At 39.4% G+C, this 21,327-nt stretch carries 20 protein-coding genes; 5 read left to right on the top strand and 15 right to left on the bottom strand.

Annotated features, from left to right (window positions below; genetic code table 11):
- Positions 1-93: 93 nt before the first annotated feature.
- Both R7R78_RS16890 and R7R78_RS16885 read right to left on the bottom strand, forming a co-directional pair.
- Positions 94-525 (bottom strand): hypothetical protein, encoded by a 432-nt coding sequence (locus R7R78_RS16890; protein ID WP_025633982.1) that lies wholly within the window; start codon positions 523-525, stop codon positions 94-96.
- Positions 515-1,447 (bottom strand): hypothetical protein, encoded by a 933-nt coding sequence (locus R7R78_RS16885; RefSeq protein ID WP_025633980.1) that lies wholly within the window; start codon positions 1,445-1,447, stop codon positions 515-517. Before R7R78_RS16885 ends, R7R78_RS16890 begins: the two co-directional genes overlap by 11 nt.
- 669 nt (positions 1,448-2,116) lie before the next feature.
- Between R7R78_RS16885 and R7R78_RS16880 the strand changes: the two genes are divergently transcribed.
- Both R7R78_RS16880 and R7R78_RS16875 read left to right on the top strand, forming a co-directional pair.
- Positions 2,117-2,821 (top strand): S24 family peptidase, encoded by a 705-nt coding sequence (locus R7R78_RS16880; RefSeq protein ID WP_054574980.1) that lies wholly within the window; start codon positions 2,117-2,119, stop codon positions 2,819-2,821.
- Positions 2,811-4,100: a hypothetical protein gene (locus R7R78_RS16875; RefSeq protein ID WP_025633977.1), complete on the top strand. Its 1,290-nt coding sequence runs from the start codon at positions 2,811-2,813 to the stop codon at positions 4,098-4,100. Before R7R78_RS16880 ends, R7R78_RS16875 begins: the two co-directional genes overlap by 11 nt.
- A gap of 107 nt (positions 4,101-4,207) precedes the next feature.
- On the opposite strand, the gene R7R78_RS16870 is transcribed toward R7R78_RS16875, so the two are convergent.
- On the bottom strand, positions 4,208-5,458 hold the full coding sequence (locus tag R7R78_RS16870; protein WP_025633975.1) for a hypothetical protein: 1,251 nt from the start codon (positions 5,456-5,458) through the stop codon (positions 4,208-4,210).
- Between the two features lie 474 nt (positions 5,459-5,932).
- Here R7R78_RS16870 and R7R78_RS16865 point away from each other — a divergent pair, with 474 nt between their 5' ends.
- Entirely contained in the window at positions 5,933-6,187 is a 255-nt protein-coding gene (locus tag R7R78_RS16865) for a hypothetical protein (RefSeq protein ID WP_203347291.1), read from the top strand.
- Positions 6,188-6,401: 214 nt separating this feature from the next.
- Here R7R78_RS16865 and R7R78_RS16860 read toward each other — a convergent pair whose 3' ends face one another.
- The 10 genes from R7R78_RS16860 to R7R78_RS16815 all read right to left on the bottom strand — a co-directional run bounded on the left by R7R78_RS16860 (position 6,402) and on the right by R7R78_RS16815 (position 17,889).
- Positions 6,402-7,199: a hypothetical protein gene (locus tag R7R78_RS16860; protein ID WP_025633971.1), complete on the bottom strand. Its 798-nt coding sequence runs from the start codon at positions 7,197-7,199 to the stop codon at positions 6,402-6,404.
- A 36-nt stretch (positions 7,200-7,235) separates the two neighbouring features.
- Complete coding sequence (locus R7R78_RS16855) at positions 7,236-8,741, bottom strand: 3'-5' exonuclease (RefSeq protein WP_025633969.1); 1,506 nt, start codon at positions 8,739-8,741, stop codon at positions 7,236-7,238.
- Between the two features lie 121 nt (positions 8,742-8,862).
- Entirely contained in the window at positions 8,863-10,335 is a 1,473-nt protein-coding gene (locus R7R78_RS16850; RefSeq protein ID WP_077202322.1) for a S8 family peptidase, read from the bottom strand.
- Between the two features lie 11 nt (positions 10,336-10,346).
- Positions 10,347-11,249, bottom strand: a complete 903-nt coding sequence (locus tag R7R78_RS16845) for a hypothetical protein (protein WP_025633967.1) — start codon at positions 11,247-11,249, stop codon at positions 10,347-10,349.
- A gap of 136 nt (positions 11,250-11,385) precedes the next feature.
- Positions 11,386-12,006, bottom strand: a complete 621-nt coding sequence (locus R7R78_RS16840; protein ID WP_148299822.1) for a hypothetical protein — start codon at positions 12,004-12,006, stop codon at positions 11,386-11,388.
- Complete coding sequence (gene recA, locus R7R78_RS16835) at positions 11,978-12,976, bottom strand: recombinase RecA (protein WP_044129452.1); 999 nt, start codon at positions 12,974-12,976, stop codon at positions 11,978-11,980. The genes R7R78_RS16840 and recA overlap by 29 nt, the downstream gene beginning before the upstream one ends.
- A 366-nt stretch (positions 12,977-13,342) precedes the next feature.
- Positions 13,343-14,218 (bottom strand): hypothetical protein, encoded by an 876-nt coding sequence (locus R7R78_RS16830; RefSeq protein ID WP_138058891.1) that lies wholly within the window; start codon positions 14,216-14,218, stop codon positions 13,343-13,345.
- Entirely contained in the window at positions 14,167-14,619 is a 453-nt protein-coding gene (locus tag R7R78_RS16825) for a hypothetical protein (protein WP_138058892.1), read from the bottom strand. The genes R7R78_RS16830 and R7R78_RS16825 overlap by 52 nt, the downstream gene beginning before the upstream one ends.
- Complete coding sequence (locus R7R78_RS16820) at positions 14,609-14,929, bottom strand: hypothetical protein (RefSeq protein ID WP_025633960.1); 321 nt, start codon at positions 14,927-14,929, stop codon at positions 14,609-14,611. Before R7R78_RS16820 ends, R7R78_RS16825 begins: the two co-directional genes overlap by 11 nt.
- A 44-nt stretch (positions 14,930-14,973) precedes the next feature.
- Entirely contained in the window at positions 14,974-17,889 is a 2,916-nt protein-coding gene (locus R7R78_RS16815) for a hypothetical protein (RefSeq protein WP_225455763.1), read from the bottom strand.
- Positions 17,890-18,024: 135 nt separating this feature from the next.
- On the opposite strand from R7R78_RS16815, the gene R7R78_RS16810 reads away from it, so the two are divergent.
- Positions 18,025-18,705, top strand: a complete 681-nt coding sequence (locus R7R78_RS16810; RefSeq protein WP_025633958.1) for a hypothetical protein — start codon at positions 18,025-18,027, stop codon at positions 18,703-18,705.
- A 281-nt stretch (positions 18,706-18,986) separates the two neighbouring features.
- Here the strand turns inward: R7R78_RS16810 and R7R78_RS16805 are convergent, their stop codons facing one another.
- Positions 18,987-19,238, bottom strand: coding sequence for a hypothetical protein (locus R7R78_RS16805; protein ID WP_025633956.1), 252 nt, complete (start codon positions 19,236-19,238; stop codon positions 18,987-18,989).
- Between the two features lie 296 nt (positions 19,239-19,534).
- Positions 19,535-19,828 carry a hypothetical protein gene (locus R7R78_RS16800; RefSeq protein ID WP_025633953.1) on the bottom strand — a complete coding sequence of 98 codons (294 nt, stop codon included), beginning with the start codon at positions 19,826-19,828 and terminating at the stop codon, positions 19,535-19,537.
- A 254-nt stretch (positions 19,829-20,082) separates the two neighbouring features.
- On the opposite strand from R7R78_RS16800, the gene R7R78_RS16795 reads away from it, so the two are divergent.
- Positions 20,083-21,327, top strand: coding sequence for a ParA family protein (locus tag R7R78_RS16795; RefSeq protein ID WP_025633952.1), 1,245 nt, complete (start codon positions 20,083-20,085; stop codon positions 21,325-21,327).

The raw sequence follows: 21,327 nt of genomic DNA, 5'->3' as shown, positions 1-21,327 counted from the left end.
GTTGAGGAGCTCTCGGAAGGAATTAGACCAAGCGTAAGTAGTAAGCTTACGCTTGTTAGAAGAGTTCTTAGTGAGGATTAGAGACGTTCTTGGTCAATGAGTTGCTCTAACGTATTTCAAATGTATTCCCGTAGGAGTGATATTGGTTAAATCTCGACTGTATACATACCCATACTTTTGTAAGAGGTCAATTGAGTGATACGTCCAGCCAGCGGCAAAGGCTACACCAGCCAAGGCAAAATAAACACAGATTTTATTAGCTAGCTGCATTGCGCTTTGAGAGTAAACTTCATTAATTTTTTTTCCGCACAACATAGCTTTTGGGGCCATAAAAAAAATACAACCTAACGCCCCTAATAATCCAATCGGCACCCACAGAGTTAGAACGGATAGCTGAACAGTGTCAGCTTTATTCAATAGTTCAAGATAGTCTCTATAGACTACATAAGATGGATAGCCCCAACAAATTATCCCAAACAAAAGAACAAAGATACCAGCCAAACGTAATCTTGTTTTATGTGACATTCTCAAGCATCCTTACGACTTGATTAGAAACTTTGTATTCACCCCAAACAACCTCAATTAAGACATATGTTGCTGTAACAAATAGCGCACCAACCATTACGGGAGCTCCCAGAGCTGCCGTAGCAAATAACAGAACTTCACCAGCTGCTGTTTGCAACATGAATTTGAACATATCGGCACCTACATTGCCAAACCAATCCACTAAGTGATAGTCGTCTTTAAAAACTAAGTCGCTGGTGGCTAGACTAGCGGACACCACAAAGGTTAAGGCACCCGCACCCTTGAAGTTTGCAGTTCTAGATTGAGGACTAAAGCCTGCTTGCACCGACTTAAATGAATTTAGAGGGTACTTCTTACCATTCATATTAAGCCGAGTACCATTGACAAACGCATGCCGTAGCACTTTGCCATTCTCGTTTGTCCCTGAAAATGCGACAAATAATTTACCTCGACTTTCTACCAAATCAGCTTTAACGCCTAGATCGCCAAACTGTTTAGCAATTGATATCGCATTAAACATAGGCTCTGTGTGATTGAACCAAGACTTAGCGGTGTTAATGCTCAAGGCGATAGCAGCGACATCCTTACCAGACTCCAGCCAAACGTTATGTAATATTTTATGTGCATCCTCTAAATCTGTAATTAACACATGCTGGTGGTTTTTAGCCATTTCATCCCCAAGTGAACACTGTAATCCTATTGAGTCACTGAGAAGCTGAGGAGCATTCAATCCTAGAGAAGTAGGTCCTAACCCTGCTTTTTCTCTATCTCTAAGAACCCTCTCACGATTTTCTGCCCATCTTTTTTCATCGCTTGCTGAAGGAGTTAATTCAGCTCTACGCTCTCGTTGCTGACGAGCGAAGAGCTCTTTTGTGGTTTCTCGTCTTTCTTCTGGGGTAACAGGGGCAGATTCATATCTCATAGGATCATACTTACACTATAAAAATATGATTATATCAATATTTTCAATACGTTATCATTATCAACAATGCCGATTTACGCTTTAACTGCCAGAAAAGCCATTATGGCTAGTTAAATGTTCACATTGAAACCTAAATCACATCAACTTGAACTCAAGTAGAAAGCTTTTAAAGAATAGTTCCCAAATTGGTATGTAATTTATGATATCGATACTATTCATCTCAGACCACTGAGTTGCTTTAATGTGTATGGTAACCGATCGCTGATGGATAGTAGTCCTTCCATAATGGCACATTCTCGTGTTGAACAACTTTCCTATAGTGGAATACCTTACCCTGCTCGTTGCACCAATTTTTTAGATACATCTCAGGTAAAAAGTGATTGTCTTTTTTTACGCTCAATGAAGCCTCCATTTTCTCTTTTAACGCTGCATTATGGTGCTACAAAACCTTACCATACCACCGGGCTTATACCTTACTACTCGAATCTATAGTGCAATTACAGTGTCTCTCCTTGCTCATGAATCGTATACTCAAAAACCTATGGTTCACAGATGTGCACCAGGCCATCTAACCATCCCAATAGCTCATGCTCTTCCTTACATTGCACCAGTACATAGCTGGATATATAATTACTGTATATACATACAGCAGTCAGACGTGTTTTTAAAATGGGTGTTTTACAAATATTTGATCAGTCAATAAATTGCGGCATAACAGGCTTTGAAGACCCAACAAGCGGGAGTGTCCGTAAATCCCTGTCATTGTCAAAACAGCTAGTTCATCATCCTAGCGCAACCAAATTAACTGTTGCTCATCAAGATGTACCTTACTTCGGTATTTCAGATGGCGATTACCTGCTTGTTGACTCAAGCCTACAACCTGAAGCAAACGACTGTATTTTGGTTGAATACCTTGGCGAAAACGCTCTTGTGTCATTTCAAGAGATACAAAAGCAAGAAGATATTGTAGTTCAAGGCGTTGTATCTGCTCGTTTTCATTGGTACAGAAAAGGCCATTCGATACCTATACATAACTCATTGAAAGAGTTCGACCTTCATGAGTTATTAATACCTCCTGAGCAACAACATACATGTGTATTGATGCGTGCAAACGGTAAGTCTATGTTACCAATCATTGATAACGGAGATTTGCTACTCCTTAACCGCAGCCTCTCATTTAAAGAAGATCATCCCGTTATCATGGCTTTAAATGGTGAATTGGTATGTAAGAGGTTGAACAAAAGACTGAAAAAAGCATACAGCGACAACCCAAAGTTCAGATCTGTTTATCTATCATCAAGTGACGAAATTCGCATTTACGGCTGTGTCTCTATGGCTATCCGAATTTACCGGAGAGAACTTCGTGGCCGTTAAATCATTCGCACTAATAGACGGAACGGGATTTTATGCGCACAGTAGTGCTCAATTTCATCCTGGTTTAAAAGGGAAACCAGTACTCGTGTCAGCAGGCCAAGGTATTAGTATTGCCGGAGCAAATATAAAGGAATTTGGGATACCCAAGTTCTCTCCTATTTGGGAAATCGACTCTAAAGTTGCCATGCATCATGGCGCAATATTTAAGTGTAATTTTAATACCTTAGGGCAGATATCTAGGAACTTTAAGCAATCACTTATAGATGTTTCCGAGGGGCTACCCATTTTTCATTACAGCGTCGATGAATCTTGGGTGGAGACTACGGAGCTACTGAAGAATGGCATTGACCTGGAAAGCGAAGCTTGGCGTTGGCGTGAACACATTTGGAAAACAACGGGGGTTCCTACAGGAGTCGGGATTGGTCCTAGTTTAACTCTTTCAAAACTGGCTTCGTTTGCAGCCAAAAAACTTCAGGGTAGTAACGGTGTATTTGTCATTAGTAAAGACAATTTGATTCAGACATTAGAAAAGGTACCTGTTTCAGAGGTTTGGAACGTAGGCAGGAAGCTATCTAAACACTTTTCTCATATGGGCATTTATAGCGCGTTAGATTTAGCTCGCCAAGATCCTAAAAAAATGCAAAAAGCCTTTTCGATTTCCGTCGCCAACACGGTCCATGAGTTAAATGGCACACCTGTCTACAATTGGAACGACACACGACCTAAGAAGCAACAAATTTGGTCCACCAGCTCATACCGGGACCGCTTACAATCAAGGGAGTCCATAATGTCGGAATTATCTCTTCACCTTGCAGAAGCATTTTTTAAGTTACGAGCGCAAAAATCAGAAGCCCTGGCTATAACAGCATTTGTGTCCACATCCATACATGACGATCCTCAGGAGCAGTTTAAGGCTAGCCGGAGCATACACTTAAGTTACGGTGTATGCGATACCTCTGTAGGTCTAAAGACGTTGAGAGCTATTCAGGGTGACCTTATTCCTACTCAACCGACAAAAACGCGCATTTATAAAGTTGGAGTTGGCCTTACTAGTTTAATCGACGCAGAGCACAAGCAAGCAGATCTATTTGAACATGATGTTAATAACCATAAATTAAGCAAAGCAATCGACTGCATTAATACGCGCTTTGGGAAAGGAACAATAGAATTTGGAGCACGTACAAAGCGGTACTCAGAGCGACCAGGGAATGTAAAGTTGCTAGAGCTGGAGAATTATTTCAGCGATTTTAATGAGCTACTTGAGGTTAAGTGTATCTGAATGTATTGGGTTGTGTGAATTAGTGAGAATGCAATCTGTCAGTTTGGTCTCCTGAGGGTGATAAAATCTGACAGGTTGTTCTATATTGCTTCTGCCCTATTACGAGTTTAAGCATTAAGGTAACGCTTTTTCTGCTTTTCAATCATTTCTTTATACAGTTTAAATCCGCGACGAATGCTCTCATCGGAAAAGCCAATGCCATACCCTAGGTCAGAAAGTTCAGCAGCGAGGTTTTGTTCCAACTCCGTGTAGGTTAGTTTTTTAGGGTTGATTGAACGGTCTTGGTGTAAAATCATTCCACAAAGGTAGTTTTTAATCTTACTGCGTGGAGGAGAATTAAGGTTGTTGGACTGATACAAACTTATTGTTTCATCTATTTTCCTGCCCCCGATAGATTCTAGCAGCTTGTTTAGATTAATAATCTCTTCTATTGAAGTAGCGCATTGTATTTCAGCTCGGATATTATTTGCTTGAGAGGCATATAGGGATTGTTTAAACCATGCCGTTACCCACTTTATCTCATTGTCGGAAAGAGGCCTAGAAACATCAACACTCATATTGACCCAATCAATAAGTTCCACTTTGTCTGATGAACCGCAAAACTCAAGAGCCATCCAAGCAGAGAGGTGCTCTTCTTCAACTGTAAATTGTCTTTCCTCATTTGCTAACGTCCGAGATAAAGCTTCCTTTGGAACCAGTTTTTTTCTGGTAGAGTTATCCAAACCAAAAGACTCACGATAGAACTGATGAAGCGTATATGGCGCACTGTAAAAACAAAGCCCTTCACTCTTTTTCTCAAAAGGGAGGTGGAAGTAGTGCAAGGCTTCTCTATAATCATAAATACTAAAGAAAAGTGTTGGCGAATACCTGTGATAAAAGGTGTTTTTATATTCTCGAATAGGAGACAATGCGGTGACAAATTGCTCATCAATCATCTGAGCAATGCTAACCAAATCAGGTGATATTGTTTGCAGCTCTTGCTCTAAATTCTCACCCTCCCAATTCTCAGCCTCTAATGCCCTTTCTACTTCATGCTGTAAACACAGAGTGATATCTTTAACCCAAAATCGATCGGAATGGTTTAGATCAAAATAATAGTCGCTAAACACAAATGCATGAAAAGGACCATCGATGATCTTGTCTGGTTCTATGTCACTTACTGAGAATGCAGTTTCAAGCTCAACCCTTTCTAAACATGTTTTAGATGCATCCAGAAGAAGACCGTATGCTTGTTTATAAATTGCTACATCTTCAGGATAAAGCTCGCATATTGCTTCTCTGTAAGCCTCTTGGCAAATAAAGTCACAACAACTGCTTTCTGAACTTCTTTTAAATCCGGCAATTAGCTCTCTAGACACAACCTACACTTCCAACAAAAAAACAAGTTCAAACCTAATCTAATTTACCTTTTTTTTCAATGACTCCTATCGAGTTACTGATCCGTTAGGTTATGACTTTTCTAACACCAAACTGGAAATTAATTCTTTATATTCAATATGTTCTGTTTAATGGAATCTATGTATATCACAGACACATTTCACACCCATAATCTCAACGAATTGTCAAGGTCAAGAATTAATGCGTTTGTGCTACTGTCCACGGCTTTTCCATAAGATAAATTGGTTTCATTCATTCAAGGTAAATCATTGCAATTTAAGGAGAACTAATGAAATCAAATGTGCTCCCCTTTAAGGGAAAGCGAACGTCTAAACTTGAGACAGGTCAAGAACCACAAGTTACTGTACAAGAGCTCGCGCCCAGAGAGTTGTTTGATATGGCTTTTGGCGATGAGCAAGGGCGAACAAGGCTAAGAGAAATGAAGCGGAGGGAATATGGGTTTAGTAAATAATCAAAGTACTGAGTATGAGAAGTACATCGACGAACAAGAAAAGCTAGTCGGTTTAATCAGAGTGACTGGGGCAAGGATGTACGGCTATGGGTATGACGATGCTGTAGAAGACTGCCAAGACAGAATCAACATGCTTGAAAATGAACGTGAGTTGTTGGAAATCACGGTACATGAACAAGAGGAAAAGTTAAGACAAGTAGGCTCTCATTTAGGTGCCGGGCTCAGTAAGCTTAGGTAATCAGGTCTAACGCTGAACGCACCCCAAAAGCTATGCCATCCAGTCCATATTATTTTTTAGTCAGTTGGTCATTAAGTGAGAAGACCAACTGACTAATTTGGAAAAGTTCGAATTACACTTTGCGAGTCTACTTAACTAATTGAGGGAATTTCAATCATTATGCTCTTGTTATAGCAATCACCTAAGATAAAAAAACCAAGTAATAAATCAGCACTTACTGCCTACCAGTGCTCTCTTTATAGTCTGGGAACCTTTCCTGATATTGTTTTGCAATAGAATGATAGCTATCTTTTTCTGTGACAGCCCGGCCCCCTTCTAAAAACAAAATATGCCTCACAGGTATACGTTCACTGAGTAATTCTTCTAGTTTACTAACATCGAAACTTTTGCCCAATTTGCATTTGCAAACCGTATTTACTAGGCCCCCCATTGTGGATACCTTTTGCCACTCACGAGCAAGGGTATCAATATCATTATCAGTCCAAACTTTCGGATTAGGAGGTGTACCATTATGGTAGAATGCAAGATGATGGAGAATACAGGTAGACCCCTTAGGATTTCGGTCACCTATAGGTGTACCATTTGGTTTGCTGGAATAAAACTGCTCCCATACAACAAATCCTTGTTTGTTAGGTGCTACCTGACGGGCTATCTGAGATGAAAAGTGAGAGATAGGTGGTTGATAATTAGGTTTCAGATAGTCCCAATTTGGCCGATCACTTTTTGCTTCAAACAAACATAGTTTCCCGACTCCCTTGTCATAATCAATCAATAAAACACAAGCATCAACGCCCCATGCTTGCTCTTCATTTGATTTCAACTTCTGTGAAAATGCAGCTGATTTTAACGGTAGCCTAGCATTAATCCTATTACGAATTTCTGCAGTTAGGACAGATGTATATTCATTTTCACTAGAAATGATACCTATACTAAAATCGGTTCGAAGATCAACATCAACCTGATTGATCAACTTTTCTATCAACTCTCTCGTTTCTCTGTCAAATAGTGCCATTTACTTACTTCTCCTAATTTACTCATCTCGATAGAATTATGATTGGCGTCTCTTTTTAAAACGGCCTGAGCTACTTCTTTTGTTCTTTTGAAACTCTCTTGCCAGTTCAAAAATGTTTTGTGAGCAACGTTGTACAGAATGAAACGGATGGGATTCTACGAATCGTAACTTGGCTCTTGTGATGGCGACATACATTAGATTCAACTCATCTCGAATTTCGTCTTCTGTACGCTCGATTAATTTCAATTGGTCACAAAAATCATCCCCTAGCACCACCTGGTCAAACTCTAGGCCTTTCGTTCTGTGGCAAGTTCCTACGACAACTTCAGCAGCCTCAATATTATCCACTTTAGAACGCTTCAAGTTCTCATAAATATCAAACAAACCAGTATCATATTTAGAGACAAGTCTGAGGATTCTAGCCATATCGATGTTTTTCGTTTTTTTTGCAACTTCTACGAAATCTTCGAATGTAGTAAAATCACGCTTAAAGTCACGTGAGCGTATTTTATCGTACTGCTCTAGCTTCAAGTAGAGTAAATCAAAGAGCTCGTTAAATGGATAGTTATTAAAACCTCCAGTCCAGTAAATGCTCTTGCCACGTTCGTCAGCTTCTATCGCGACTTCAATCGTTAATACGATCGTACGGTTGATATAGGCTATCTGGAGATTTTCATCTAAATCGTTTTCTGAAGTTAAAACAGACTCGATAATGCCATTATCGGTCCCCTTAAGCCGTTCATGAACACCAAGTTGGTTCAGAAAGGCATTGGCATATGTAGCAACCTGTTCATTGAAGCGAAATGACTGGGTTAATGAGAAAACTTCGGCTCCACTATTTTCTTGAACTTTCAGTGCATCTTCGGCACCGCGATAACGATAAATTTGTTGCGACTCATCGCCACATACATAGACTCTCATATTAGTTTGAGCTTTCATAAAAGCTCTCACTGCAGGGTTAAGGTCTTGCCCCTCATCTACAAGTAGCACATCAAAATGCTCGCTCAAATCTACTTGGGCAATAGAGAAACCTTTTAGGTAACCATCGTGCGTCATGGGAACCGGACTTTCCAATAACTGCATTTCATTCCAGATTTGCTTGGCACTAGAAACTAGCTGCTCTTGAATATCCAATGATTTTTTATTTTTGGGGTTGTATGGAGCGTGTTTTTTTTCTATTTCTTGGTCTTCACTACAAAAATAGTTTTCTAAAGTAACCATAGTCCCGTTTGCGATGGACCAGTCGCACCTGAGGTGCTTTCTAATCAGCCCCATGCTGAGGTTTTCTGCAAACTTGTGGCGGTAGTATTTTCCTACGAATTGATATGCTAACTGATGGCCAGTGAGTGATAGACAATTGGGAGGTAAATTAGCGGCATCTGCGATCGGACGATTATAAGTAATATAGAGCATTCTTAGCTCTGGATATGCATTCGCGAACAATCTAAATAATGTAGTTTTACCAGTTCCTGCAAGCGCTTTGATCACAGCAAGCCTAACAGGTTTGTATATGACGTTTTGTTGTTCTAACGTTGGTTTCATTCTGCCCCCAAAGCCGTTTTAATATGGTATATTGTGACAGCAAAACAAAAAGCAGTCAACTATCATATATAATAAACCCCGGAAAATATCCAGGGTTTATCAATTAGTTAGATTTCAGTTTCTAGAGATTACATTGGTGAGGTTTTTCGAGATTAGAAACCGTTAGTGGCGTTAATTCATCGCTAAAGCAATGGTACTCATCAACGAAGTTCTTTTCACACATACGGTAGGCAAAGAGCTCATTACCCACATTTGGAAGCATAAGTTTTCCATTTGTAGTGTCTGTAACTAATTCAGCACCTGCCACATCTAATGAATCAAGGCTTGAAACTTTATAAACTTCTATTTTGGTGTTATCGCTAGTGACATGATCATTTAACTTAAACTCCCCCATTGAACAAACATCAATAGAACCACCGAGAGTATCTAAGTAAAACTCTACATCACACTCACCAGCTAGTGGACTTTTTAACGCTACCCCTTCCTCTGACAACTTTCTCATTTGAAGCATTGCCTCATATGCATTCAAAACACCATAGCCGCAATATCCATTGTCACAAGAATAATTAAGAAAACCACTTCCCGCTTCACCGACCATTGGTTTGCCTGTCGATTGTTTAAGAATGGTAATGATTTCTGTAGGAGTTAAATCGGGACTTTCGTTGAGCATTAGTGCAATTGTGCCCGTTACTAGAGGTGTCGAAAGACTCGTTCCAGCCGTTTCGGTGTAGTCCAAAGCTCCATCATTATTCGAATCAACGATTGTCGGCAATGAGAGGCGGTCACCATAAGCAACAATGTCTACGTTAACATCAAAGTTAGAAAACCCAGACTTATATCCATCTAATTGGTTTGAGCCTACTCCGATCACACCGGGACAATCTTTTGGTAACCCTGTTTCATAATTAACGCCTCGATTCCCTTGCGCTGCCACAAAAGTAATCCCCTTATCTTGCGCTACTCGAATCGCGTCTTGAACGTCACCACCACACATTGTGTTCCGCAACGTTAACGACATATTTATAACATCAACTGGCTCTGAAATTAGCGGTACACCAGGAACCTCTTGTCCACTCAGCCACTTGATTGCAGCAGTTAAGTCTTCAACTTTTGCTTCACTACATTTCAGTGCTCGAGCTGCAACCAATTCAACATCAGCTACACCTTTTACGCCATCCCCTTGAGGGTTGGCACCAATTAGTGATGCAACCATATTGCCATGACCTATATCGCAGTGTTCACCACGGTCAGATATCGGTGTGTCAAAATTTGCTGTGTAACCTTCAGTTCCGATAAAACTATATCCATCAACAAAAGGAAGCTCTGGAGTATTTAAAAAGCCTCCATCTATAACACCCACACGTGTCACGTTATTGGTTTTTGCAGTATCTCTGGCCTTAGAAATACTATTCGCCCCTTTAAGTAAGTCTTGGTCTGCCCAATAGGTATTTAACTGTGACTGGTGGTAACCAGTTGAGTCTGACATCGCTAAAGGATCGACTCCTTTAAATAAGATAGGTTCTGCAATGTTCGCATGAGCATAACCGTTAAAAACTGCAGCGCTAATTAGTAGAGATAGGGTGATTTTGTTCATTCTATTTGTCCTTAAATGCTGCAATTGCCGTAAGTAGGGTCAGTTAAATTTTCAACAAACTGAAATTCAGGGTTGAACTTGAAAACTGACAGTTCAGTAAACTGACCGTAGTTCACATTACCTTTAAAGAATGAATAGCCTGTCGAAGAGGCATTGAAATCCACTGCTGGGAGTACACTCAGGCTATTCTCTTTTGCGGCAATCTTGTTCAGATGATCTATGTATTGTTTAGCGCTTGCGTTTAGTTCAGATTCAAAACTTGATAATGGATTAACAAGTAGAGTCTCTATACCACCATTATGCACCTTGCTTACTGCCAACTTGATGTCGTTTAGTTTGTCCAGGTATACCTGCTCATCAAATTCGGGTGTAAATGGGAGCTGACCATGACCCATCAATAAAAAAACCTTTTCATAAGCATGTTGGAGTGATTGTAGCTCCGAAAACTGCTTAATCTCTTCACTGTTATCGATGTACGTTGAAGCGACTTCAAGACGCTCATTAAGACTTGTGTTAACAATATCAAGGCTAAAGTTCGTAGATATTTGCTCGCTGCCATCTTCAAGTGTCAGTGTGAGGCTCAAATCACCTGAAGACTTAAGTAATTCATCTGCTGAAAGAATTAAATTCGATTTATTTACAGACCAATGAATATTTTTTTCATATTCACTTAGAGGAATTTGATTGAGAACCGACTGTGGATCTCTTACAGTAAGAGTGTAGTTATCTGATTTTGAGTTTGTTTCTAATTGGACGGTTATTGACTCCCCATTCTCCACTAGTGATTGAGTTGGATCTGTTACAGTAAGTACAAGTGACTTATCGCCACTACTGCTATTGGTGCCACCACCTTCTCCGCCACCACCACAGCCAGATAGGACTACTAAAATCGAGAGTGCTAAGTAGTTTTTCACTTCAAATCCTTTTTTTTATACGTAAATGACATAGATTAGTTTTCTAAATAAACCAGCGATTTCGCTAGTTTATTGATTGCTCTCAGATTATCCTTATCCAGATTCACGTTTTGAGCTTGCAGTTCAACTTTTGTCGTTAAGTTGAGGACTTAGAATGCTTTTTCATAAGCTTTTCTTTCAAAGCGGGCAATTTTCGCTCAGATGTCTCGTATTCGACAGCTAGTTCCAAGAGCTCATCATTACTAAATCGACTCGTTAACCCAACGATCGCTGCCAAGCCTTTTGACATGGCGCCTTTTTTTCGTGCGTTATCCACAACGCTATTACGAGTACCCAATAATGAATACACCCCTAACTTCGACATACCCAGCTTCAGGAGACGACTCTCCAGAGCATCATAATGCTTCACTTTACAGCGCTGTGACTCTGTAACGCTTAAGATAGGATTGTTTACACTCTGAGATAGAATGTGGATCTGTTGCTCTTTTGGCATTTTCAAAAGAAAATCAACGCATCGAATATGCGATTCCTTTACAGGTTCGTCGGGATTATTTTTGTACTTTTGAATCGCGACTTCATTTGAGCCAAGAAAATAAGCTAATGAGCGTACAGACTGCCCCTTTCTCCGTGATTGCAATTCATCAAAAGGTAATTTGTCTAGATTTTTCTGAAAGTCACTAAATAACATTATGCCTTTATGTTGCGGTTTTCCCGCAACATACCTTAATCTAATTAATCCGAGATAATATCTCTTCAAGAAGGACTTTGTCGTTTTCTAAGGCCTCTGTCGCTGACAATCTGCCCTGCCCAAGCTTAAGGTTTTTGTAAAGGTACCAAGTACCACGTTTGTCTATAATTCGAGCATCTAAGCCTAAATCAAGAACTTCACCGTAGTAATCGAAACCCTTACCAAACAATATTTTGGTTTCAGCTTGTTTAAATGGAGGGGCAAGTTTGTTTTTGACAACCTTAATCCTGGTTTCATTACCCATTGTACAATCGGTGACTTTATAGCTCCCCGTTCTGCGAATATCAATTCGCGTTGTAGCGTAGAACTTTAAAGCATTTCCACCTGTTGTTGTCTCAGGGTTTCCAAAACCACCAATTTTAAAACGAATTTGGTTTATGAAAATAGCCATGGTATTCGTTTTCTTTAGAATACCTGTTAGCTTCCGGCATGCTTGCGACATTAACCTCGAATGAAGGCCCATACTAGCTGCCCCCATCTCTCCTTCTAACTCCATTTTAGGACACATTGCTGCGACACTATCGATAACAATAATGTCTACTGCTCCCGATAGAGCAAGAGTTTCTGCAATAGACAGAGCTTCCTCCGCACTATTGGGCTGCGAAACATACAATTCTTCGCTATTAACGCCAATTAATTTGGCATATCCAGGATCAAGCGCATGCTCAACATCAATGAAGGCACAAATACTTTCTTTCTTTTGTGCTTCAGCAATGACTTCCAATGCCAATGTCGACTTTCCGGAGCTCTCCGGGCCAAAAATTTCATGAATACGACCTCGCGCTAACCCGCCCACTCCTAAAGCTTTATCAAGCTTAGGTGAGCCTGTAGATACGATGTCAAGATTGTTAGTTGTTGCTTCGCCCCCAAGGCTTTGCACAGCACCCTTGCCAAATTGTTTTTCAATTTGCCCTAAAGCAGCAGCAAGAGCCACGCTTTTAGGTGAAGGATTGCTGTTATTGCTAGCTATTGTAACCATAACTACCTCGCTCTGTTTTGTTATATATTATAGTTGAGCAAAGTGTTTGTCAATGGTATTTAATACCATATTAAATCATTTTATAGCTACTGTTTATTTCTGGAATGAGGTACTTCGGTAGGCATATAGGTAAGAATTGTATCCAGATTGATCAGGCTGTCATCTGGCTCCAGATTTCCGGCTTTTGACTCTATCTGACTTGCACTTGCATTATCAATTGGGCTAGGTAATAGCTGAATCCCAAGTACAATGCTAGAACACAGAAACCAAACAATGAGTATCGTCTTTTGCAAATTATCTCTACGCTTGTGCATCTCTAACCCTCCAATTTAATATCATATATTATAGATTGGTTTGTAAATTTTTCTATCTATATTCGGGCTTATATCGATATAGACGCAAAGTTGAGATATAGGGTTGCTCTTCAAACTTACTACGAGCTTTACTAGACCCCAGTCTTTTAGACTTTGGGGTAGACTCAATCGAAACCATAGAACCAATGAGTACCGTTCTCGCTGAATCCATATCGGTAGTTACAACAAATATTGGTAACGAAGCAACTCTTGAATGACTTTTCTCTCCCACTCCTGGTACATATCTAGTGATGTTCGCTTTAATACTTGTTGGACTTGGCGTCCGGTGCACAAGAAACTCCGAATCAGAAATCTCTGCAATTTTCTTAGAAACGATGTCAAAGCTATCAGAACCGTTATCAATGATTTCTTTAGCTAACTCAAGCGCTTCTTCTTTTGAGTATTTCTTTTGGTTACCCCACCCTTTTGATTCGTTATAAAAAACTATTTTTTTAGGTAGCGCCTCTTCTACCACCAGCAAGCGTTCACATTGTTTAAAGTGAACCCTTTGCATGCCTATCTCTGTTAATAATTTTCTTACATAATTCAATGCGGCAGTATTGCTTTTGCATTTACTCGAGGCCTTAGCTTCTTTTACAGCGTCTGAAAATGCCTTTTTGGCATGATTTACTTCTAGTAATTTGGGAACTACATCTTCAGGAATGAAGACCACTCCAGGTAACTGGTTTAACTCTCGTCCTGATTGGTATTCATCGTAAGTGATCGCCGTTATAGCTCTAATGACCGCTTTAATTGGTTTGATGTCAGAGGGATTGTTTAACTGAACGTTAAAGTACGTTTGCTCTAAGGAGTGAGCAAACGCATGAAGTGAGGATTCTAATGACTGAAGTTTTCGTATGACTGGCACACTGTGTAGTGACTTGGACACTCTTCTTCTCTCTCTATCATTTTGGATTGATTTGTTTCAACCCGCTTAGAGCCCCTTTGAGAATAGGTTGCCACCTTATCAAGGAAACCTCTATCGTTAAAAACAAAGTCAACATACTCTTCATACATCGGCAACCCAATTTTATTTTCCCAATATCTATAAGTAACTACTCTACCCCATGGGAAACTTTGGGTTAGTTGGGGCTCACCGAATATCTTAAATAGTTCAGTTTCAGTAGTTAACCCAGGATCAACTAAGTATGCTGGATTATTAGGGATTCTTGTACCACCAGCACCATATTCACCAGTAAAACCAAATACTGGATCAAGACTATCATTTTGAGCACAACCGAAAAGGGAGGCGCTCAACATTACAGCTAACATTAATTTCTTATTCATCATCTTTTCGTTTCGTCATGATATTGAGGGTTTGTTTTACAAAACTAAAATCAGGTACAACTGGCATAAATGCCGCTCTCATATACTGTCGAACTGTTCGATGTATTGAGAACAAGAACCGCCCAATAAAACTATCTATTTCCGATTCATTTAGTTCTTTGTATGTCACCTTAATTTGGAATATTGAGGCGACTACCACGACGCACACTACTGGAATTAACCAGTTAGGAACGAGTGTGTAGTACATATTCAACCCCCAAAAAATAGCCGCTATAACACCAAGTAATGGAAGAAGAGCAATTGCAGCAACCATAGGAAGCCTCCTGTTGTTTTATAATAGGTTACAGCATATACAATTTAAAATCCAATTCCTAAATTCATATCAGTGTCAACCTCTTGTTTAACTTTTTCGTCTACTTGTTTGCACTTGTCTTTTACTGGTCCAGAAAGCTTATTGAGAATTTCATTATTCACAGATGTATCTATAGTGAACTCATTAACTATATTACCAAGCTTGGCTTTAACAACTGCTGGTGGAGTTGCTTCAGCCCTGTCAACAGCTTCTATTTCAGTACTTATGTTAGAATGCAAAGATGGTTTACCTGTCCACGAACTTACCTCAACCTGCCTTAATATCTCAAGAAGGTCCTTGGGGTTTGCAGAGTACGGTAGGCTTAACTGACTACCTTCAAGTTTGGGTTCATTATTATTATCGAAAGTGATATTTAAGAGTTTAATGTGCCCATTGTTCGAGTACTTATGGATAAAGTCTTGTTTAGCTGCAATCTGCACCTCTGTAGATAAATTTCTACCAGCGTCTAAATTCGCTTTATAACCACGATACAGGTCAAACGACTGATGCTCATGTTCAACATAACCTGTTTTTCTAACGACCAAACCTTGATCAATTACTTTACCATCAATGAACTGGTTGAACTCTCCAGCCTTTTTAATCGCGTTTACCAGGAGCTCATCCACATTTAAAGAGGTCTCGGTAACCTTGCCTAATTTCTTGAGAACAGAATCCCTAAACCCTTGGAGCTTGTTAACCAATGAAACCTTAATAACTGGCTGTATACGATCAATATCTCTTAGATCAATACTTTCAGCCTTCATAGCTAACCATTCTTCCGCAAGGCTACGTCTATCTAGAGGCTTGTTTTCATCAAGGTGCCCATAGTTTTGTTTTATTGTAGCCTTGTCTTCAGTGGAAATGTTTTGCCAAACAGTCTCCATAAGGTCCACATACTCGGAGTTTGTGAACATCTTCTTAAATCCCAAGTGTACCGCTTCATGTGCAATAGTCTTTCGAAGTCCTGACTCATATGCGTTATGTTCACTTTGTAGATTCACATGCATTTCACCATTGTGGGCAACCCCAGCGAGTGTAGAGCTGTAACTTTTCAGATCATTACTAAGAAAGTTCATTGAATCTATCGTTTCATGTACACGAATCTTTAAGTAAGGGTGATTAGCCTGAATCTCTTCAAGAATCTTTATTGATTTGGGGATATCCAGCTCAGGATCTACTTGGGAAGTGGGAGCAGCACCTATTGTTCTTAACGTGTCAGGATTATGTTTTATAAAAGAATGTACAGCTTGAGCTTTACCATCACGCTCGAGCTCACTGTAAAGAATAGTTTTACCTTTAAAGCCTTCCTCCCTCAGCTTCTCTATTGCCAACATTTGATCGATAATTTCAGGCTCAGTTACTGCTTCAGGTAAAATGATTGCTCGAACATCTTTTATGGTCAGTTTTTGAATGGGGTCAGCTTTCTCAGAACCTATTGGCGAAAACCTTGTAGCCTCAGCTAGCTGGTATAATTCATTCGATAAACTATCGCTCAAAGCTTCTTGCGAAACAGGTTTGTTTAGCGATAAAGATTCCACTATTCTACTGAATACATCTTCCTTTGCTTTTGATACATCAATACCTTGGTCCACCGATAACTGGGATACTATCCCTTCAAATTTTTTAATAAGGTCCGCATAATACTCAGATGTATGGTTAGTTGGCCCAACAAGCTCACCATCCAGGGTCGCTTGTATTTTACTAAGGTCTTGGTTAGATAAATGTACTAATGCTGCCATCATCTGCGGAATAGTGACATTATTGGAGTTTTCAAGGAAGGCCATAGCTTCATGTTTACTTTTTAGTTCTACACTCGGCTCTAACTTGCATTCTAAGATGTTGTTTAATAACCAAGTATTGAAAGCATCCCTCTCACTGTACTCATCCAACTGCAAATTTAATTGTAATGATAGAGCTTCATGGTCTACTTCTGATTCTTTTGTATATACGTCTAGTAATTTTTCAAGGTGGTACCTTAAGCCCATTAATTCGTTTCGCGGATCTAATTGTTTGTATAGTGTTGTTGCAGTTTCGTCTAGTAACTCAATACTTTCTTTGGAGTCATCGAGCTGCATCTCATTCATAAACGATAAAACTTGTGATTTAACGGCGCTATCAATTTTGTCATTTAATGATTCCCCTTGCTCTAACAAAAACTGTTTAAAGTCTGGTTCAACGCCCTCAAGCTTTTGAGCAGTAGTGAACTTCAAGTACTCTTCAGCAATTTCTACTAAATCTAAATTCTGAATAAATCTTGCACCGGGTAGATTCTTCTTTGGCAAGTCTGCAAATCTTCCCTGGCTATATTGATAAGCTAAAAGTACTTCTGGTCTTTTACAAAGCTCCAGAGCAGACTCTAAACCAATTTCACTAATAGCGTTTTCTAAATTTGTTGAATCAATACCTAGATTATTTAGTGCTTCGAGCATGCCGGGCCACTCTGAAAGACGCTCCATATCCACAGTGAAGTTCGATATTAATGGGTTGTTTAATTTTCCTTGGGGTGTCCAACAATCAGACTGAGTGATCGTATTTTGAAAATCTACGATTAAATCGATACCTTGATTCGATTCAATGAACTCCTGGAAGGTATTCGTTTCTACCTTAAACCCCTCTCCACTTTTGACTTTATCTAAAAGTGAACTTAGGTTTCCATTTAAACTAAAGCTCGCAATGAGAGAGTTCTCATAACCATTTTCATGAGTCACATCCCAATCTTGCTGTTTCAAATGGTGAAGGGTGTAATAGGTATTGGCCATGCCTTGAGGCACTAGTTTTAAGGTATCTACCATCTCATTTGCTAATGGATGATCAAGGCTTAACTCTTTACCTTTAATTGAACCATTAGAAAACTCACCGTGTTCCATTAGGTTGTCTACAATACGCTCTCTATCTCGGGTAATGATATAGCTATAAACCATAATTTTAGACCTTGTTATTTATCCTCAAATGACATATTTACTATATTCCATAATCTTTATAAATTCGATTTATTTCAACTCGCGCGTGTGTTAATGTGGTATTTATACTGTGTAATTATCCTTCAGGTACAGCTCATGAAAATCTCAAATTGGCCATCACTCATTAAATGGATTATCTCTGTTGGACCAAAATCAGCCTCTACAAGTCAGCAATATATTACTTCACTGCAAAGTCGTGACCGAGACGCTTGGCGAAAACGAGTATCAAAGTTTAGCCCCAAATGTACTTTTGCTGGTGTTATTAGTGATGCAATGCACGAAAAAAGAGGCGGACTTGTAATTGGTATCGAGACTAAATGTGAAGGCAAGATAAATTTGTTGATCCCTAAAAACAAATGCAACGAAATGGATTTAGCGAAGTCGATACTATCTAATGCATCTATAGTTTCTATCACTTTCACTCCATACATTCATTTTGAGTACGGTCTAATTGGGCTAGTAGAAAGCATAAGTTCTTTATGCCACAACACAGAGAACCAAATATCAATTAAACCTAAACAATTGCCGAAAAATGCAACCTCGACCAACACTACTATCACTCAAAGTGTTCCTCGTTCCACCAATAGCTGGAACAGTTCGAGTGACGAGCAATTGATGAATTACTTGAGTCAAGATATTGGTTTGAGGCAGATAGCTTTACAGATGAACGTAACACCAAAATTCATTACAAATAGAATGCTGCAACTAAGCATAATTGACATTGACCAGTTCGCTGAAATAAAAAGGCAACTGTTAGATTTAGGGTGCTTTCAATAAATGGCTAATGCCACTTGATACCGAAGAGGATTAAACAAGTGGTAGTTTTGTAGAAATATCTATCGTAGAAGCAGCGATCAAGAAGTGCTTTGCTTGGTCAAAAACCTCAGGCAAAAACACTATCAAATGAACCAAACAAAGAGGAGCACCAACTTAGTAAATGGTCTCCGAACGGAGCACGGCTTTGAATGTCATATCACGTTTGACCTTGTTTTGACTCACAGCGTTCCGGCGACGGAACGCGATTCAATTCTTGTATAGCGCCAAATGAAAAATTTATATTAGTATCCCCGATGATGATCGTTCAGGCCTTGATATATAGCACTAGCGATTAAATAACCTGTCAATCCAAATACAGACAGAGCATTAGTATGTAGTGCACCATTGAAGTAAGTAGTGATTAGAGATGAAATAAACACCACTACAAAAATTAAAAGCGCTATCTTGAAGCCCCAGTCAACAAAGAAGTCTATTGCAGGACCAAAGCTCAAAGCTAGGTTGTTATTCTCCATTACATTCTCAAGCCTTTTCACAAGCTTCTCCTAGTTTTCTTTATAGGGTTTTCGAATAGATTTTGGCGCTTTGGGTAGCCCGTTAAGCATATCTATATGAGCTTGTTTCTTACTATGCCCTAGCTCAACTTCCTCTGCAATTTGGTAGACTCTTACCTTGCTAAACCCCCACCGATTGGCTAGGTGTGCTGTAGTCCAACCTTTTCGTTTATAGCACTCAATGTATTCGTCTTTAGTCACGGTAACAAGAAACCTATCTTTGTAAAGTATGCTTAACTATATACGTTAAGCATACTTTACTCAACAACTCAAGATTTTTAGTCTTCGCGTTTCACTAATAACATACTAGAATCTGAGTATTCGTTTAGTTTGCACATAGGCCAGCTCTTAATAATTTCGTAATTTTTTCTGTTGATTTCTAAAGGTACTTCTATCATCACATCAATGAAATGTTTACTGTTATATGGAGTAGACTGCCGATGTAATACAATTTCTAACTTATCTTCGCGTGGGATTGCAGTACTTTTTACATAAACACTCGGAGACACAACAGCCTCTACCGCGGTCCGTTCTCTCAAAAATACTAGCAATTGCTCTTTAATGTCGCTCATTATTTTTTCTCTATTTATTAATAGCTTAGCTTATACATTGTGTTTCTGTACACTCAGATATCTGACCATATACAGCGACAAAATCAACCTATAGATTCTGTTCGCACTGTATTTGACTTTTTTCATTAGGATTCTGTGATGAAAGCCTCAAATAAAAATGATAGCCTCAACATATCATTGATACCCATTAATTATCATTGACAGTCATCACCTGTTAATTGACAATGTGACTGTCAATTTTATGGAGAGTCACAATGTCATCAGTCACTGAATCCGTTTTGCAGAATTTGGAAAAAGCAAACGAGAGCGTAAGTCGTACCGAGTCAGAACGTCGAGCAAACATCCTTCAGCAATCGAAGGTTGTACTCGATGAACAGTTTGAAGTCAGCAAGGTCATTCTTAATCACTCAGTTCCACAAACCAAAATGAGCAAAATGTGTGGCTGGGACTCTGTCAACACGTTTAAGAAAAAGGAAGAAGATTGGGTGGAGCAAGGCTATCAACCACCTGAAATGATCCGTGGTAAGTATGCGTATTCGCCAGACTATATTCATGAAATTCTCGATTTAGCTGGTAAGCCAAAATGGTCTGATTTTAATCGTGGTACTCATATTATCAATGTACAGAACCAGAAAGGTGGTACAGGTAAGTCCATGACGACTATTAACCTGGCTCAGGCATTAGGTTTACAGCACCTTGAACGTATCCGCATTCTAATCATTGATTTAGATCCACAGGGTTCACTTAAATTGTTCGCTCAATCTAAGGAATACAAACAAAATGATCTGGACCAACTCACTGCCGTTGACATTATGACAGCGGATCTTGAGGGTAAAGATTCTCTATATCAAAATTTCGTGAATTATGGTTTAAGTCATGAGGATATTATTGATGAAGCAATCCTTAATACCTTCTTACCTAATGTTCGAATCATGCCAGCGTTTCCTGAGGATGAGCGATTTTCGTCTTTACATTGGCTCGGAGAAGAAAACCTAATTCCAAGATTAAAAGAACGAGTTATCGACCCTATTCGTAACCAATACGACTTAATCTTTATTGATACAGGACCTCAAATCAACCCGCTTACTTGGAGTGCACTGTACGCTTGTAATGGTTTGTTGGTACCAGTATCTCCAAAGGCTCTCGACTGGAGCTCCACAACTCAATTCTTGGATAATTTACCTAACCAGGTTCGAGCTTTGCCAGAAGGTTCAGAAGGTATTCGTTGGATTAAAATTGCCCGTACCAACGTCGAAGAAGAGAAAGACCGAGATACTGAGCTATCAAATCGTATCAAAGATGAGTACCGTTCCATGGTATTCAATAACTACATCATTCGCTCAAATGCTTTTGATACCGCAGCCAAAAATTATCGAACAGTACTAGATGTCGCTTCTAGCGAAGGTATTTGTATCCCTCGACAGCTACGTGACTCTAAGGACTCAGTAATTGATTTAGCAAATGAGCTTAAAGATCACTTAAAAGATATCGATTTATAA

Source organism: Vibrio sp. 2134-1 (genome assembly GCF_033339495.1).
This window is presented reverse-complemented; position numbering and strand designations above follow the sequence as displayed.